The organism is Phocaeicola faecalis (genome assembly GCF_021730445.1).
Classification (GTDB): domain Bacteria; phylum Bacteroidota; class Bacteroidia; order Bacteroidales; family Bacteroidaceae; genus Phocaeicola; species Phocaeicola faecalis.
The window spans coordinates 788,103-804,905 of sequence record NZ_JADNRM010000001.1 but is presented as its reverse complement, the minus strand read 5'-3'; the positions used below and the strand labels follow the sequence as shown (position 1 = coordinate 804,905).

At 43.8% G+C, this 16,803-nt stretch carries 10 protein-coding genes; 5 read left to right on the top strand and 5 right to left on the bottom strand.

Annotated features, from left to right (window positions below):
- Positions 1 to 251 precede the first annotated feature (251 nt).
- From IR173_RS03415 to IR173_RS03395, 5 genes are all read left to right on the top strand, one after another.
- Positions 252 to 1,733, top strand: coding sequence for an alpha-L-fucosidase (locus IR173_RS03415; protein ID WP_237038269.1), 1,482 nt, complete (start codon positions 252 to 254; stop codon positions 1,731 to 1,733).
- A gap of 709 nt (positions 1,734 to 2,442) precedes the next feature.
- Positions 2,443 to 3,705 carry a 6-bladed beta-propeller gene (locus IR173_RS03410; protein ID WP_237038268.1) on the top strand — a complete coding sequence of 421 codons (1,263 nt, stop codon included), beginning with the start codon at positions 2,443 to 2,445 and terminating at the stop codon, positions 3,703 to 3,705.
- A gap of 2 nt (positions 3,706 to 3,707) precedes the next feature.
- Complete coding sequence (locus IR173_RS03405) at positions 3,708 to 4,088, top strand: LytTR family transcriptional regulator DNA-binding domain-containing protein (RefSeq protein WP_237038267.1); 381 nt, start codon at positions 3,708 to 3,710, stop codon at positions 4,086 to 4,088.
- Positions 4,085 to 4,624 (top strand): TonB family protein, encoded by a 540-nt coding sequence (locus IR173_RS03400; protein ID WP_237038266.1) that lies wholly within the window; start codon positions 4,085 to 4,087, stop codon positions 4,622 to 4,624. The genes IR173_RS03405 and IR173_RS03400 overlap by 4 nt, the downstream gene beginning before the upstream one ends.
- A gap of 61 nt (positions 4,625 to 4,685) precedes the next feature.
- A complete protein-coding gene (locus tag IR173_RS03395) occupies positions 4,686 to 5,456 on the top strand; it encodes a TIGR02757 family protein (protein WP_237038265.1) in 771 nt (256 codons plus the stop codon).
- A 1-nt stretch (position 5,457) separates the two neighbouring features.
- On the opposite strand, the gene IR173_RS03390 is transcribed toward IR173_RS03395, so the two are convergent.
- From IR173_RS03390 to IR173_RS03370, 5 genes are all read right to left on the bottom strand, one after another.
- Positions 5,458 to 7,377, bottom strand: a complete 1,920-nt coding sequence (locus tag IR173_RS03390) for a glycoside hydrolase family 97 protein (RefSeq protein ID WP_237038264.1) — start codon at positions 7,375 to 7,377, stop codon at positions 5,458 to 5,460.
- A gap of 23 nt (positions 7,378 to 7,400) precedes the next feature.
- Entirely contained in the window at positions 7,401 to 10,211 is a 2,811-nt protein-coding gene (locus tag IR173_RS03385) for an NPCBM/NEW2 domain-containing protein (protein WP_237038263.1), read from the bottom strand.
- Between the two features lie 303 nt (positions 10,212 to 10,514).
- Positions 10,515 to 12,191 (bottom strand): RagB/SusD family nutrient uptake outer membrane protein, encoded by a 1,677-nt coding sequence (locus tag IR173_RS03380; protein WP_237038262.1) that lies wholly within the window; start codon positions 12,189 to 12,191, stop codon positions 10,515 to 10,517.
- Positions 12,192 to 12,212: 21 nt separating this feature from the next.
- Positions 12,213 to 15,545, bottom strand: coding sequence for a TonB-dependent receptor (locus IR173_RS03375; RefSeq protein ID WP_237038261.1), 3,333 nt, complete (start codon positions 15,543 to 15,545; stop codon positions 12,213 to 12,215).
- Between the two features lie 254 nt (positions 15,546 to 15,799).
- Entirely contained in the window at positions 15,800 to 16,765 is a 966-nt protein-coding gene (locus IR173_RS03370; protein ID WP_237038260.1) for a FecR family protein, read from the bottom strand.
- Positions 16,766 to 16,803 lie beyond the last annotated feature (38 nt).

The window sequence follows — 16,803 nt, the reverse complement described above, 5'->3', positions numbered from 1 at the left end:
TAGGGTAGCAGAAGGACCGGTATCAACGGATTGTAGCAAAATGTTGGCTGGATGATGAATATGATTGGATGAGGTGTATACCTTATATATACTATGTGGGTGGTTTGGCTGGAAATCCTATCTTTTTCTTTGCTGCAAACTAGAATGGGCGGGAATTGGAATAAATTAAAGGGAATTGTTCTTGTTATCGATTCTTTTTGATTAACATTGTAGTTATGAATAAAATTTTCACTTAATACAAGATGAGTGCTATGAAAAAAAGTATTTTTACTCTTCTTTTCTGTTTTGTCTCAGTTTCTCTGTTTTCCCAAAAGGCATATACTCCGGATTGGGAATCACTGGACAAACGTCCGGTTCCGGCTTGGTTTGAAGACGCCAAATTTGGTGTTTTTATTCACTGGGGGTTGTATTCCGTACCGGGCTGGTCGCCTAAAGGTACTTACTCCGAATGGTATAAGTATTGGTTGGAAAACAAGAAATTGATGGGGAACGGTGATTTTACCGGTACGGAAATCTATGATTTTCATACGGCGATGTATGGCAGGGACTTCACTTATGCCGATTTTGCTCCCATGTTCAAGGCGATGAGTTATGACGCCAATGAGTGGGCGAAGTTGTTTGAACGTGCAGGTGCCCGTTATGCGGTGTTGACAACCAAGCATCACGACGGCTATGCGTTATGGCCTAGCAAGGAGGCTTCCACATCGTATGGCAGACCTTGGAACAGTATGGTGATAGGGGCTCATCGTGATTTGGTGGGCGAATATGTGGATGCGTTGCGGAAGACTCATATAAAAGTGGGATGTTATTTCTCGCTTCGCGAATGGGGGAATCCGTTGTACACCAAAGAGACAATGGAATTGTTTTATGAAAAACATTTCTTTCCTCAGCTGAAAGATTTGGTGAATACGTATAAACCGGACTTGATTTGGTCGGATGGCCCTGATGCAATGAATGATAAAGTATGGCAGGCGGAAAGAACATTGGCATGGCTTTATTCTGAATCTCCGGTGAAAGACAGTATTGTGGTAAATGACCGTTGGGCAAATAATACAGGGCGGAAACATGGGGATTATTATACCAGAGAGTACAGCAATTCGGATGCATCTTATAATAAGCCATGGGAGGAATGCCGGGGGATAGGGCTTTCTTTCGGATATAATCAGAATGAGGATTTGGAAGATTATACTTCTCCTAAGGCATTGGTTCTGACCTTGGTTAATATCGTAAGTAATGGCGGAAACCTGCTGCTTGATGTAGGTCCGAACGCGAATGGTAAAATTCCGCCGATTATGCAGGAACGTCTGGTTCAGATGGGAGACTGGCTGAAAGTAAACGGTGAGGCGATTTATGGAACGCGCGCTTGGATACGCTCTTGCCAGTGGACGAAGGGAAACCGGGAATGGAAATCAAAGGAAAAACACTATGTGAGCGGTGATGCTATCTTAAAGCAGACAGTGAATCCTGATCCGGGTTATGCGGTGAAAGAGGTATTCTTTACCAAAAAGGGGAAGACTGTATATGCCATTTTGCCTGCATATCCGAAAAATACCATAAAATTGAAGGATATCCATTCTACCGGCAAGACAAAAATCTCTTTGCTGGGTTCCAAGGAGAAAGTCAGCTGGAAGCAAAAGGGAGATGATATTGTAGTGGAAATGCCGGCTTTGTATATGGATGAAATGCCATGTGACTATGCCTGGACATTAAAAATGGAAAATATGGCAGACTGATTTTTTTCTTTTCCCTACTCGCTGGCATTCTCTTTATATATTCCGGATTGGAAAGTAAAAGTCATGCCGGCGGGTAGGGTAGGAAAAGCCGGAAAAGGCGGCACTTCACAAACAGACTGTTTATAAGCCGATAAACGGATATTTCGCTGTGGATGCATGAAATCAGCAAAACGTGTAAGCAAACTCTATCTCTTTTCCGGTTACCGATTTATTACTTGTCTTTATTTGAATTTATATATTGCTATGCAATTATTGTCGTCTTCTTTCAGCTTTAAAGCCATCTCTTTCAACTTTCCGCTAAGTTTTCCCTCGTTTAGTTTCTCCAGTACGAATTCTGTTTTATAATGTCCCACTACCTGATTCTTGGGATGATTGGATATGAACTGTTGGTGAGGGAAAATATTCCATATATCCCATTTATCCGTGACGTTAAATTCCGGATTCTTACTTTTGGTTTTTAGTCTTTACAAAAGAAGTAAAATGAAATTGGAAGATAAAATTTTATGAAGATAAAAACTGAATATATGTCATGAAACATAAAATGATACCTCTTTTCTATCGATGAATTTGACAACAATGAGAATGGTCTTGTTGAGAACCGGATTTCATAAACCCAAAGGCGGGTTTCGTAAAATGCCTGGCACAGAAATAGGCTTGCTTGTCGGAAGTGAGTATATTTGTTTTCAAATAAATATTTAAACTTAATACGATGAGAGAGAACATTATTATTCCGTTGAGCATTTGTGTGGCTGTGCTCACCGGTTGCAGTGGAAAGAACCAAACGGATTATGATGCCGTGCCAAATGTCATCGATGTGGAAGAGGCTTTTCATAACCGGAAGAATATCACTTTGACCGACTTGGGAGAACAGGTGAGATATATTCCTCTCGAAACCACCGATTCTTCGGTAGTGGCTGTGTCTTCTTTGACGGCAATGGCAGTGACGGATAAATTTATTCTTATCGGTGCAAGCAGTGTGCCAATTAAAGTGTTTGATAAGGAAAACGGACGGTATGTCGGTCAGGTGGGGCAAATAGGAAATGGTCCGGAGGAGTATCCCCACGGAACTAATTTTATGGCAGATCCGATAACGCAAACTATTTATGTTCGTATTTCGCCGACTAAGTATCAGAGTTATGACGCAAAGGGCAAGTTTCTGAAAACCGTGTCATGGGAAGAAAGTGCACGGGGGACAATTGTCGCTCCTTATTTTATGGGAGACAAATTCTTTACTTATGTCAATCTTCCTTCGGAGCATACTACTGTTTTTTCTTACTCTTATGACGGAGCCGGCGGAGAAAAATCGGATTCGCTGCCTGTGAAGGGGGACAATAAGTTTCCCGGTGGAAAGCCTAAATTAGTGTTGCCTTTGGTCGGGGCCGAGGTGTTGGGAGGAAAAACATATCTAATGCAGTTTGAAAACAACAAGTGGACATACGGACATCAGAATAATAATGCCTATTGGCATCTGCATGGGGAATTACGTATGAAGGATACGTTTAATGATACCATTTTTGCAATGAAGGACGACTTCCGGCATCCGGTGCCCGAGATTGTTTTTCACATGGGGAAATGGGGAGGTTTTGAACGATATGAGGAGGCGGGTGTTATGACAGATAAACTAATTGTTACGCGGGTGATGGAAACGGAGCATGTCGTTTATTTTAATTTGTTTCAGAATATGTATGACGTGGACAGCTGGTTGAAGGGACGTAATAGTCTTGCCTATGCAGGTGTTTATAACAAGGCTACCGGAGTGACGAAAATACAGGAGTCTGCCGGTATAGAGAATTCATTGGAAGGCTTGCCTCGTTTCAGTGTATATAATGTATCGACGGCCGGCGAGTTGGTGGTTTGTTATCAAACCGAAACGTTGATAGAGGCCCGTGAGAAAATGCTTTCGGAAGAACAGCCGGAATGGTTGAAACAGTTGCAGGAGGATGATAATCCTGTTATCTTATTAATAAAATGACAATGAGGTATCTTATATTATCAAATAATAATCTCTTGTTGAGGGTAGCTGCCGACAGGATAGCGTATGTGGCTTCCGATGGCAGTTACTCGGTCTTGACATTGATTGGGGGTGAGGAGCATACTTTTTCTTTTAATCTTTCTGTATTCGAAAGGCATATAGAGCAACAACTCCAGTCGGAAGCCCAGGGTTTCATGAGGATAGGGCGGAGCCTGATTGTAAATAGCAACTATATTTATATGGTAAATTTAGCGAAGCAGGAATTGGTTTTATATGATTCGGGTTTCAAAGAGAGGTTTGTTCTTCAGGTACCCAAAGAGGCTTTGAAGGCGTTGAAGTCTGCCCTTGAAGATTCATGTAATAATAGGAGGTCGGATGTATGAAAAAAGATATAAAAGAGGATGAAGTTTATTTTCTGGGACAGAAAGGGGTGAATAAAAGGTTTCAGAAGAAGAATCGGTTAAAGCAAGGTTTGTCGTGGTTGCCGGTATTGGTCATGGCCTTGGTCGTGATAGGTTTTTGGATGATGGTTAATGGGCGGGATGCTCGCAAGGCGGATACATTGACTTTGCAGGGGGAATTGCTGGATACGGTCTCCGTCCTGCCTCCGGGGGCGCGGATGCCTCGTTTCAAAGGTTCGGAAGATGTATCCGGATTTGTGAAATGGATAACGGAGAATTTGCGCTATCCCGAAGGATATGAGGAGGAAGGGGGATTGGTGGTGATAGGTTTTCTGGTTCAGGCAAATGGTGAACTCGGAGAAATAAAGGTGTTGAAGTCTCCGGGCAACAAGGCTTTTGAGGAAGCTGTCATAGGTTTGCTGCAACGTTCTCCCCAATGGGAACCGGCGGAACTTGCCAATGGTGAAAAGGTGAATATGAAGTTCACTTTGCCGGTATTGTTTGGAACTGCAAATTGATGCGGAAGGTAGGTAATTGGAAAGCTTTTCCTATCTTTGTGGCATACAAACAGTGAAACTAATGAAAGATGACAAGAAAGAGCAGGAGTATTTTGTCTCCTATATCACCAAGCAGCAGTGCATTGGTGAAGAAGTATCGGTTGCCGGTTTTCTTCGGAAATATGCTTCCCGATACCATAACGCCGCTTTTATATCATCCGATCCGGTTCAGTTTCCGCATCGCTATCATCGGAAGGAAGATATAGAAATAAGCGGTTTCCTGACAGCATATCTGAGTTTTGGTGCCCGGCCTCAGATACTGAAGGCGGCAGAGAGGCTGGATGCCGCCATGCATCGTAAACCTTTGGCTTATGTATTGTCGGAAGATTGGAAATCGGATTTCTGTGGGGAGGACTCTTTCTATCGCACGGTGTCGAAAAACAAAATGGCAGAATTGTTTCATTGGTTGCATGGAATATATACAGCATACGGCTGTATGGAGGCGGCTTTGATGGTGTGTCGGGAAGGTTCTCCGATGCAGCGTCTATGCCGCTTATTGGGTGTGTCGGACAAGGCGCCGCAAAAGAAACTGAATATGTTTCTTCGTTGGATGATACGGCGTGACTCGGAAGTTGATTTCGGTATTTGGACTTCTTTTTCGCCTTGCGACTTATTGATTCCACTGGATACTCATGTCAGTGAAGTGGCCCATCGGCTTCATCTTACTCAAAGTAAATCTTATACACTGAATAACGCAAAGACCATTACCCGGGCACTTGCCGAGGTCTTTCCGGGCGATCCGTGTCTGGGAGACTTTGCGTTATTCGGTTATGGAATTAATGAAGGAGAATGACTTATATCTTTTCTATTTTTGCCAAATATCCTCCTCCCGAGAGTAAGTCAAGTTTTAGTGTTTTGCCGGATTTGATTTTGCGGTTGCTGATGACGATTTGTTTGTAGTCACCGCTTTTATCCGATGCGATGGTCATCCGGTAAGTGCCTTTGGAAAGGAAATCCGTCTTGAGTTCGCCTTTATAGGGCGTTTCACCGTTAAGTACGGAAAGATACCATGTATCGCCGCTTCTTCTGGCTAAAGCTGCCAGTTCTCCGATGCGGCTTTCGGGCAGTACCTTGGTTTCATCCCAAACCACCGGAACTTCTTCGATAAACATCCGTCCCGGACAGGTTAACATATCTTCCATGTCGGCTGCAAAGATCAGCATGGGGGAGGTAAACACATAGATACTTGCCAACTGATGGGTGAAGCTGACCGAAGGCGGACAGAATTGTCGGAAGTTCAATGGTGTATAATCCGCAGCACCTGCCAGCCAACGGGTAAAAGGCAACACTGTATTGTGATAAGGCCATGCCGGACCGGGTGCCCAACTATTCTCAGCTCCTACGGATTCCAATCCGCGTACAGCTTCTTTTGCCAGAAGGTTGGGATATGTGTAGCTGTCTCCCGTTGGTTTGTTTACTCCATGAAAGATGACCATCAAATGTGCTTTGGCTGCATCTTTCAAAATATTTTCCATTAAGTTGACGGTAAAGAGGTTCTCGGTATGGAAGAAATCAATCTTCAGTCCTTTGACACCTGCTTCGGTACATTTCTTCATAAAGCTGGCTCGTTCGTCAGCATCTACCAGCCCTATGTCGGTCTTGTTGCCCGAACGGGGAGAGGAAGGTCGCCACACCCAAATGTCTACCTTCTTGGCTTTGGCATAGTCTGTCAGTTCTTTTAAAAGCTCCCATTTGGAGCGTCCGTTGGCATTCTTTTCTGTTTCTCCCCAAAGTTCCCAACCATCGTCTACCACTACCGATTGTAGTCCTAGTTCGGCTGCTCCATCTACATATTTTTTATGGTTGGCTACGCTGAGTCGGTCATTGCCTTCTACCAGCCATGTGAAAACAGAACGTCCTGGTTTAATCCATTCCGTATCTTTTCCTTTTGGGAAAAGGGTGGGATTGGGACGGTCGGATACTTGGGCGATGATTTGGTTATTGACTAAACCGTCTAGGTCTTCGGCCAGCATCAGTACGCGCCATGGGGTGGCGATTTCATTTTCTCCGTTGCGTGGCGAGGTAATCCACGGTATGTTACGAACCTCTTCATGCCAGTATTTGGACTGTGGGATACCGGTGATGATTCCACTTTCCACATGTCCTTTGTTTTCTACATAGCCAAACTGTACACGGTTGTTTTCTTTGCCGAATAAAACAGCCCCATGAAAGTTGAAAAGATTGGCTTCTGTGATGGCGGCATAGGTTCCGTCCGGCAAAAGGAATGTGGCAGGAGGAGCCAGCAATTCGTCTTTGATGGCATCGGTATTCCGGTCTTGATAGGATTGTATCCATCCATATTGGAATGGGCCACTGGCATACCATACGTGTGTGCCTGATGGGAAAGTGTAGGCTGTTTGTTCACCGTAAATGCAACGGGGGCCGTCCGAAGGGATACGATAACGGAGGGTTACTCCGTCATCGAATTCCCATGAGTCTATGTAATAGATACTTCCGTCCTTTTTTTCTATAGTATATGTCTTATACTTTCCGGATGTTGTATTGGCGGTGCTACTCTTTACTTCTTTTCCGAGTAACTGGTTGTCTACATTCATTCCCAAGGGGGAGGAAAGGATGACAGGCTGTCCTTTGAATGAGACGGTGAAGTTGAGTTGGCCTGCCTCTACCCCGATGTTCATTTTGGTCTGTTGTGCTTGAAGGAAGCACGGGATGGAAAAGGCAAATGCCAGATAAGTCAGTTTTCTGAATTTCATGATATTTATATAGGTTTAATTAGTTATTCAATTACATACCAAGTATATCCCCTTGCCGGGATTTTGACGGTAAGGTTCACTGTGTAATCTCTGTTCAGGGTATAGTTTGCCGGTGTACCTTCCTGCTCGCGGATGCTGGCTGTTTTTGTCAGTCCGGTGTAGTAGAGCGGAAGTTGGATATTACGTGTCATTTCTTTGTCGGTAGGGTTATAGAACATGGCCAGCCCTTTTTCTTTTCCGGCAGGATTAACGTGCATGATACCATCCCAGTCGCGGGCATCCGGTTTGCGCAAGTGGATGATATCGCTATTCAGTATGTTTCGGTATTTCTTATACCAGCTGATAATTTCCACCACTACTTTTTTAGTTTCGGGAGTATCATACAAACGCGGGCCGCGATAGCAGGCTTGTACTCCTGCACCATAATTTTGGAACATCAGTGTTTTGTATTCGTATAAATGTTCACTCAAAGGCTCCAGTGTGGCAGCTGCTCCGCCTCCTTGGTATTCCACCAATGGAACAAAGCTCCATAAGGAGGAAGGAATACGTTCGAAAGTGCAGTCATAGTTCAGTTGGCGGGTGTGGATAAGCTGTCGGTCGCGTGGTAATGACCAGTTGACTTCACGATAGCCGATGCCTACCTTGGTAGAGCCGTTCAAGAAATAAAAGTCGGGTACATTGAGGTAGATTCCGTTTTCGCACATCCAGTGATAAAGTTCTGTTATCTTATAAAATTGATTCCATTGCGAGTCCTTCAGTCCTTTATGGTGGGGATGGACGGTCGAGGCACAGAAATCTCCCGGATAAGAGCCATCGTGTTCAAAGCAACGCATTCCGGTTTTCTCGAAGAAAGTCTTTATCTTATGGAAATATTCATAGCCCCAGTCGCTGCACAGGCAGGGCGAACTGCCGAATGTCATGCCGCCTCGCTTCCCTGTTTTCGGATTGATGACATCCACCTCGTCGCTAATCCAGCGGCTGGCAAGCAGAGAGTAGCACCCCATTTCGATGCCTTTGTCACGGGCGTAGTCCACAAACGCTTTGTATTTGGCTATGTTTGCATCCGATATGTCTTCGGCATTCAGGCCCGAACCAAAACTCAGGATAATCATTTCATAGCCTGTTTCGGCACATTGGTCGATGGCACGGTACACTGTTTCCGGATGGGTTGAGGTGAGATGCATGAAGATGGGATTTTCTGTAGTCCACGGTGCGATGGTGCGGTACATTTTGCGGGTAAACAGTCCTTTACGTTCACGGTCGTAGCTGTCGAACGGCATTTCGTAGACACTGAAAGAACGGAAAGTTCCTTTGGACGGAACGGCCTGGTCGGGTCCCATTTTGGGAGAAACTTCCAGTATGCAAGGGGTTTGCAGCAAATAGTTTCGTTGCGAGGTATAATCGGGATCGGTCACCCATTTTTCGGTAATGTCTGTTTCTTTTTCCGTGAAACTTCCGGCACAGGCATAATCGCTTTCTATATGGATATTGGGCAAAAGGAACTTGGAAGGGTCACCCCCTCCGGGAGATTCAGGTTCGGCAAAAGCGAGGTATTCCAATTGGAATGTGTCGATGTTGATAGGCAGGCCGGATTGGTTTATCACTTCAAATCGTTTGCGGATGACGGGAATTTTATCGTATATCGATACATGGAGTTTCACAATGACATCTTTTAGTTCCTTGTCACCACGCAAAGTAAAGATGATTTCACTGCCGGTTGCCGTTTCTTTATTGAGTGCCCAGCGGCTGCGTGCCCATTTAATATCTTCCTTGATGGGGGCAATTTCAAAGTCTTCCACCAAAAAAGATTCGGGAATGCTAGTCATGTTCTCTATCCATCTATCTTCAATGTAAGCCCGTTCCGGCTGTCCGGCCAATCCCCCGATTAAGTGTTTCTTACCATCAATTTGTATGCTCCCTTCACTGCTGACAGCACGAAGCATACTTTCTCCGGTCATACGGTTGATGATATTGGTTGTGGCCAGATTCGGGAAAATCCGGAAAGTGCGGGATACCATTGGATTGGCTACGATAATGCTTTTACCGTCTGCTGAAGCATAGATGCCCGCTTTGGCTTTTTCGGGTGTGATTAACCAGTCAAAGTCGGTTTTTGTAGAGGCGGGCACGGATAAGACAGGGAGCTTGCTGATTTTATCTGCCAGTTTGCGGGATACATTGGTTGCCATTTCCGGCCCTTTTCCTGCATATCCCGCATGGACGGTTTCGGGCTGGGTTGATTTATACTCAATGGTCGGAGTAATCCACAAAGCATTGTCACCACTGCCACCATCGTCTGTTGGTTCTACCAATAATTCTAATATACGGATTCCTTTTAAGTCTACATCTATGGAGAGAGGGGATTCCTTGCCGTGCAGGATGCCACTGTTGTAAAGCTCTTTGCCGTCGCCTTTCACAATAAAGCAAACAGATCCTTTATCTATTTTGCCACTTGTGCCGGCCAGTCCCAAGAATTGTTTATCATTGCCTTCTTTGCGAAAATAAAGTTTTGTTCCGTTTACTAATGGAAGGATGGCCAAGCTTTTGTCCGAAATATCGATTTTGCTGTCTGCGATACCTATTTGGGAACGCAGACGCGTGGCATCTCCGTGAAGGTCTATTTTCAGGATGCTTTTGGCATGGGTACCTATCACTTCATTGTAAGTTTTTCCATTGATGGCGGCTTGTTCTCCGGTGACAGACTTTCCATCCTGTACTTTTCCATACTCTTGCCACATTTGAGATAGGTCTAGTTCTGATAGTTTTATCGTATGTTGGGCTTGCCCACTCAGGCAGACAAAGAGAGCGCCGGCTAGTAATAAATTCTTTTTATTCATATAAATCTTTTAAATGTGTTTTTATTTATTGTCAATATCTGTCTTTTCCGGTTGGACAGGTTCCTGATGGTAGTATCAGGTGTCTTCTGGTGGCAGGACTGCAACAAAAGGACAGAAATGGCTTTTTATGTAACAAAGGAAAGAATAATAAATGTATAAATCAATGGATTTTCTTGTTTAAAACATGGATTATGTTTTTGTGTTCCATTGATTTGAGATAAGAGTGTGTCAAAAGCTCTAAATGACAGTTATATCGTAAATCATTATTTTGACACACTCTTTCTTTTTTAGTATTTCTATTTCCTATTCATACGGATTGAATGTTCCGTTGTCCCAATCTTGCGTTTGCTCCAACTTGGAATTGGTTTCTAAATGCTTGTTGGGAATGGCATAGAAATAATAGTTGTTTTGGAAATTGATTTCATATTTCTGGTCTAATACCACCACCGAATCTTTAAAATAGGTCGTATAGTCTTTGTCTATGTCTATATTGTCTTTTATTTTGTCGAATTCGATGGGGGAAATCTTTAGTTTGGGCAAAAGACCATGACGTCGGGTTCCATTCATTTCGGATGCGAACATGCGTCGTCGGCGCAAATCCCAGTAGCGTTTGCCTTCATAGGCAAATTCTATTTTACGTTCCAACATGATGGCAGCTATCATTTCATCGTGTGACATGTTTGCTTTCAGACCATACATGCCATTGCTTCCGGCTTCTATTCCGGCGCGTTGGCGAATGCGTTTTAAAACTCCGTAAGCTTCATCCAGTTTTCCATTTTCGGCAGCACATTCGGCATAGTTCATCAAGACTTCGGTAAAACGTATTTCTATCCAGTCGGTACTGCTTCTTTCAGTATAATAGGGAGTATAGCTTACATTGATGGCTTTCCGGCAATAGAAACCGCTGCTGCTGGGGTTAAGGGTAGAGTGTCCTTGGTATGTCCATTGGATTCTACCTTTTTTACCACTCAATTCCCATATGCATCCATTATAGGCTATGGTGCTGGTGAAGCGGGGATCACGGTTTTGCCAGAAGTGAAGCGGGTCATAATCGGGCGATTCTGTAATGGGAGTACCAGTAATCATAGGGTAAGATTCTACCATTTCCTTTGTAGGTTGGTTGCAGCCCGAATAATTTTGTGCTTCCGACAAAGGGCGTGTCGCAGCATCCCAATGGTGGGTCAGGTCGGGTTCCTGGTAGCGTGTAACGAATAATACTTCTTTATTCATTTCATCAAACCAGATATTCTCATAACTATCGTACAGCCCATATCCGTTGGCTTCTATTTGTTCGGTTGCCATTTTGTTGTACGTATATGCTGTTTCCCAGCGTTCCGCTTTGTTCTCTGGATTGAATTGCGGGCTGGCATAATAGAGCAGAATCCGGCCTTTCAGTGCCATTACGGTTGCTTTTGTAAAGCGTCCTTCGTCATCTCCTGTCCATTTCCAGGGCAGGGCATCGATAGCATCGTCCAAATCTTTGATGATTAAGTTGATGCATTCCGAAGTTTTGTTACGGGTGACATATAAGTCATCGGTCAATGCCTGCGGTTCCAGAATTATAGGAACTCCACCGTATAAACGTACCATTTGGAAATATCTCCAAGCTCTTAAAACAAGTGCCTGGGCTTTTAATGAGGTTTTGGTTGCGTTATCTATATTTCCGGTTTCGATACTGCTTAACATGATATTGATGTTACGGATTTCTTTGTATGGCCAACTATCTATTGAGGCTGTGGTGAGCTGACCGTATAAAATACCTGTTTCACCATAAGCTTCGTCTGAATACCCGGCTACGTTCTGATCCCAGCCCGGAAGGTTGTCACGATACAATTTGTTCAGATAAGCAGTAGCATATTGGGCATTGTTCCAAACATCTTCTTCGGTGATGGCAGATAAGTCTTTTTTATCTAAAACATCAATACATCCCGAAAGGGCGGCAGCTGTTAATACGCTATATAATAAATATTTTATTTTCATGATATTTTCATATTTAAAGAGTTAGAAACTGACATTGATACCAAATGAATAAGTCCGCATCAACGGGTAATTCATGATGCTTGAGTTCTCCGGATCATAAGCTTTAATTTTATCTTGCAGCAGGAACAGGTTGGTTCCCATCAGGAAGAATTTCATTTGTGAAAGACCCCATTTGGATACCAGTTGTTGCGGCAGCTGGTAAGTGATATTCACATTCTTCAAGCGCAGGAATGAAGTATCTTGAATCCAGAAAGTCGATTCTTCAGAAGCTCCGTTGTCGGCTCCTGCCCTTGGGAACTTGGCATCCGTGTTCTCCGGTGTCCAATAATCTGCCCTCCATGCATATGCGGAAGCTTCCATTCCTTCCCATTCTGTACGCTGGTCATAAAAACGTTTGCCTCCGGCTACACCTTGGAAGAATAAGTCCACACTTAATCCTTTCCATGCCCCACCCACGGAGAAGCCGTAATTGATGGGGGATTTGGTGTGTTTTATAATCCATTCTTTATCATTATCGTCAATCTTTCCATCCGGTTCGTCCGAGTTTGCACCTCTTATATCCCTGTAATTCAGCATTCCCAGTTCCGGTTTTTTCCCAAAGATGGTATATCCTTCGGGCAGTGCGTCGAGGTCGGCTTGTGTACGGATGATGCCGGTTGCCACATATCCCATGCTGCGGTCTGTGTTATATTCTAATTCTGATTTATAAGGACGTAAGTTTTCAGCTTCGTCTTTAGTGATTAGCTTATTGGTGGCGTAGCCAAAGTTGGCATTGATATTATAGGTAAAGTCTTTTCCTATTTTGTCTTTGTAGGAAAGTTCTATTTCGAAACCTTTCGTGTCAATCGTTGCGTAGTTTTCTTTAGGCATGACTCCTCCGAAGGTGGAAGGCAGGCTGGCCAGGCGGTCTCCTAAAATATCGTAGGTATGTTTATAGAATCCACCGGCACTTAATGACAGGCGGTTGCGTAAGATCTGCATATCAAATCCGTAATCTATATCTAATGACTTTTCCCAAGTGATTTCGGCATTGGGGATTACATCAGCGGAAACTCCGTTGCTTAGCGCACCGAAATAGGCGCCTGAATTCAAGTTGTAGCGTTGCATCCATTGCCAGCCTCCCACAGCATCATTTCCCAGCAAGCCTATGGAGCCGCGGAGTTTCAGGTAATCAATGAAACGGACGTTGTTTTTGAAGAAATTTTCTTCTGAGATTCTCCATGCTGCCGATACTGATGGGAAGAATCCCCAACGGTGTTTTGGGTCGAAGTTGACAGAACCGTCATAGCGGAAGGAGGCTTCCAGCAGGTATTTGTTGTCGTATGTATATCCCAGGCGGCCTACATAAGAAAGGCGACCGCTTTCTGAACCTTTACCGTTGAATGTCGAATCTTTAGGATCGGAGCTTCCGGCAAAAATCTGGTCTACGGCCGAAGAGATGAAATAGTTGCGTTGTCCGTCCATCCAGTCGGTTGTGCCTTCATACTGTTCGTATACAAACAGGGCGTTGATATCGTGCTTGCCGAAGGTATTGTTGTAAGTCACCATGGCATTGAGCTGGTAGCTATTGTCGTTATTGTATTTTTCGTATAGGAAATCTCCGTCATCTCTGGTTTTCACATAGTCCAGTTCATTGGTCTGTATATGGTTGTGTGAACCTGTGGTCTTGAAAACATACAGGTCGTAAGGACGGCTGAACTGTTTAATGAAAGTATGCCGTTCATATTTGTTGTATGCCAGTTTCAGGCTTAAGCCTTTGATGAAAGGAACATCATATTGGAAGGCTACGTTTACTTCATAGTTGGAATAACGCTTTTTATTGTATCCGCTATTTCCATTGATTACTTCCATCGGGTGCCATGCCAGGTAGGTCCCGTTGGGTTTCCCGTCAATATAAGGGGCAAAAAGTCCGCGGCGCAGCAATCCGTTGTATAGGTTGTTCATATTGTCGTTGTCATTGTCCCATTTCCAATAAGGTTTATGGTCGTTGCGTGTATCCATGTTCAAGTTCAAAGATACTTTCAGGTCTTTGGTGATATTGGCGTCAATATTGCTGCGGATACTGTATTTTTTGAAATTAAGGTTGTCGAATGAACCTGTTTCGTAATAATAGTTTCCACCGATAAAATAGCGCACCTTGTCATTACCACCGTTTACATTCAGCGAATGGCGGGTGACAACGGGGGATTTCCAGGTCTCATCCATCCAGTCGTATGAGTGATTTTTGTAATATTCCAGTTCATCTTCGGCATAATATTGAGCATCGCCTTCAGGAACCAAATGGTTGCGCAAAGCTTCATTGGTGTATAAAGCTTGCTCGTATGCATTGAACATATCTGGTATCTTGGTTGCTTCCGATACACCGATTGATCCTGTATAATTGATGGTCGGTTTGCCTATCTTACCCTTTTTGGTAGTAACCAGGATAACACCGTTGGCGGCACGCGAACCATAAATGGCCGCCGAAGCACCGTCTTTCAAAACGGAAAGGTTTTCTACTTCACTGGCGTCCAGCCCATCGAAGGCAAACTTGTCACGGACCACGCCGTCAATGATGTACAGCGGGTCGGTGCTGTTCCAAGTACCGTCGGCACGGATGGATACGGATGAGCCACCTCCCGGTTTGCCGGCTGTTTGGGTGATGTTGACTCCGGCCAACCGACCGCTTAATGCATTGGAAAGGTTGGAGGCGGGTACATTTTCGATTACTTCGGAATTGATGGAGGCTACCGAACCGGTCAGGTTGACTTTCTTTTGGGTGCCATAGCCTATCACAACGACTTCTTCAAGGGCTTGTGAATCTTCCTGAAGGATGATGGAAACCATGCTTTTGTTGCCTATCGCTATATTTTGGCCGATGTAGCCGATATAAGAGATAGCTAAGGTTGCTTTGTCCCCTACTTCAAGGGTAAAATGCCCATCTATGTCTGTAATGGTTCCGTTGGTCGTTCCTTTTTCCAGTACACTGGCACCGATGATGGCTTCCCCATTTTTGTCAATGACCGTCCCCGTCACCTTTTTTTTAGTTTGCTGTGCAACATGAGTTTTATCGTTTTTGGGGGAGAATACGATATAATTGTTGGTATGTTCGTATTTTAGATTGGAACTTTTCAGCAGTTCTTTTAGCATTTCGCTTACTTTGGCTTTCTTCTTTGACAAAGTAACAATGCTCTTCACATTCAGTTCTCTGTTGCTGTACACTACCAAATAGTCTGTCTGTTTTTCTATTTCAGAGAAAAGGGTTTCTACCGTTACAGCGTTTGAAGGTAGTTCTATTACAGCGTTTTGTGCTTTACCGGTAGAAGCAAATAAGGGGAAAGCACAGAAAAACGTCAAAAATATAGTTACTTTCATAATATTTAATGTCCTGTTTTGCGTTTTTAGGCATAAAAGATGCCCTAACAAAGGTTTTATTTTCATATCTTTGTTTCCGATTAAGTTAATAATTTCTAGATTTTTGAAAGGGTTTGGAATACGTTATGCTTAATGTCGGGTTGGCAGGTGTTGGCGCATCTGCCGACTTCTTTTTTGATTAAGGCATACGTGTGGATGGATATTCTTCTTATGTTTTCATGGTTCTTCTTGATTTTATGGATTAGACAATAAGGTTAACGGTATAAAGTAATTTCATTCGTATTCTCTTTTTGTTTTATTTTGAAAGGGTGTATTTTCTGGATAATCCGCAAGACCTCCATTACCCCGTCGCGCTGGCGGAACTTTCCTGTGTATTCGTATTCCAGTATGGAGGTGTCTTTGACGATGATTTTCACGTCATAATAGAGTTCCAGTTTTTTCAATATATCTTTCAGCTTTTGTTTGTTGAAAGCATAAAGACCGTCTTTCCAGATGATGGGGTCTTTAGTGATGGGTACCACCAAGAAACGTCCATTGGCAGTTGCGGTTAGCTGTTGTTCAGGGCTTAACAGAACTCCTTGTTGTTCTTGTTCGGGATGGTAGACGCGTACGGATCCTTCCAACAGTGCAACGGTCACTTCTTCGGTAGGATAGTTGAACACATTGAACTGGGTGCCGAGTGCTTTTACATCCACCTTACCGGTAGAGACTATAAACGGCAAAGAGCCTTTCGCCACTTCAAAGAAAGCTTCTCCGCTGAGTTTTACCCGGCGTTCCTCACCGAATATGGAAGGATAGGTGAGGGTGGAACCGGCATTCACCCATACTTTGCTGCCGTCCGGCAGTACAATATGTGCGCGTTGTCCGGCCGGGACAGAGAGTTCCTGAGTGACAGGTTGTGGTATATCCATAGTGATAAACGAGTAAGTAACCCACCATGTGGAAACCATACAGGCAATGACGATAGCTGCATAGCGTAACAAATGGAATGACAATCTTTTCTTTTTTTCTATCTGTCGGGCTTTCATGAAACGCTTCAGGCTTTCCTTACCTAATAATTCGTTTTTTTCTTGTGGGTGGAGTTTTACCAGTGATTGCAAGTGCTGGCAATTTATCATTTCCTTCTTCAGTTCTTGGTTGGAAAAGGCCTCCTGCAGTAAAGCTTTCCTTTCTTCTTTACTGAGTTCTCCTGCGTAATATTTTATAATTCGATGGTCCATTTTTTATCTGTTCTGTATAGTAAACGAAGGAAGAGAAA

Excerpts from the sequence above, each read along its gene's own strand:
- IR173_RS03415 (WP_237038269.1), top strand. The coding sequence starts at position 252 with ATGAAAAAAAGTATTTTTACTCTTCTTTTCTGTTTTGTCTCAGTTTCT.
- IR173_RS03370 (WP_237038260.1), bottom strand. The coding sequence starts at position 16,765 with ATGGACCATCGAATTATAAAATATTACGCAGGAGAACTCAGTAAAGAA.
- IR173_RS03375 (WP_237038261.1), bottom strand. The coding sequence starts at position 15,545 with ATGAAAGTAACTATATTTTTGACGTTTTTCTGTGCTTTCCCCTTATTT.
- IR173_RS03380 (WP_237038262.1), bottom strand. The coding sequence starts at position 12,191 with ATGAAAATAAAATATTTATTATATAGCGTATTAACAGCTGCCGCCCTT.
- IR173_RS03405 (WP_237038267.1), top strand. The coding sequence starts at position 3,708 with ATGAGGTATCTTATATTATCAAATAATAATCTCTTGTTGAGGGTAGCT.
- IR173_RS03395 (WP_237038265.1), top strand. The coding sequence starts at position 4,686 with ATGAAAGATGACAAGAAAGAGCAGGAGTATTTTGTCTCCTATATCACC.
- IR173_RS03400 (WP_237038266.1), top strand. The coding sequence starts at position 4,085 with ATGAAAAAAGATATAAAAGAGGATGAAGTTTATTTTCTGGGACAGAAA.
- IR173_RS03410 (WP_237038268.1), top strand. The coding sequence starts at position 2,443 with ATGAGAGAGAACATTATTATTCCGTTGAGCATTTGTGTGGCTGTGCTC.
- IR173_RS03390 (WP_237038264.1), bottom strand. The coding sequence starts at position 7,377 with ATGAAATTCAGAAAACTGACTTATCTGGCATTTGCCTTTTCCATCCCG.
- IR173_RS03385 (WP_237038263.1), bottom strand. The coding sequence starts at position 10,211 with ATGAATAAAAAGAATTTATTACTAGCCGGCGCTCTCTTTGTCTGCCTG.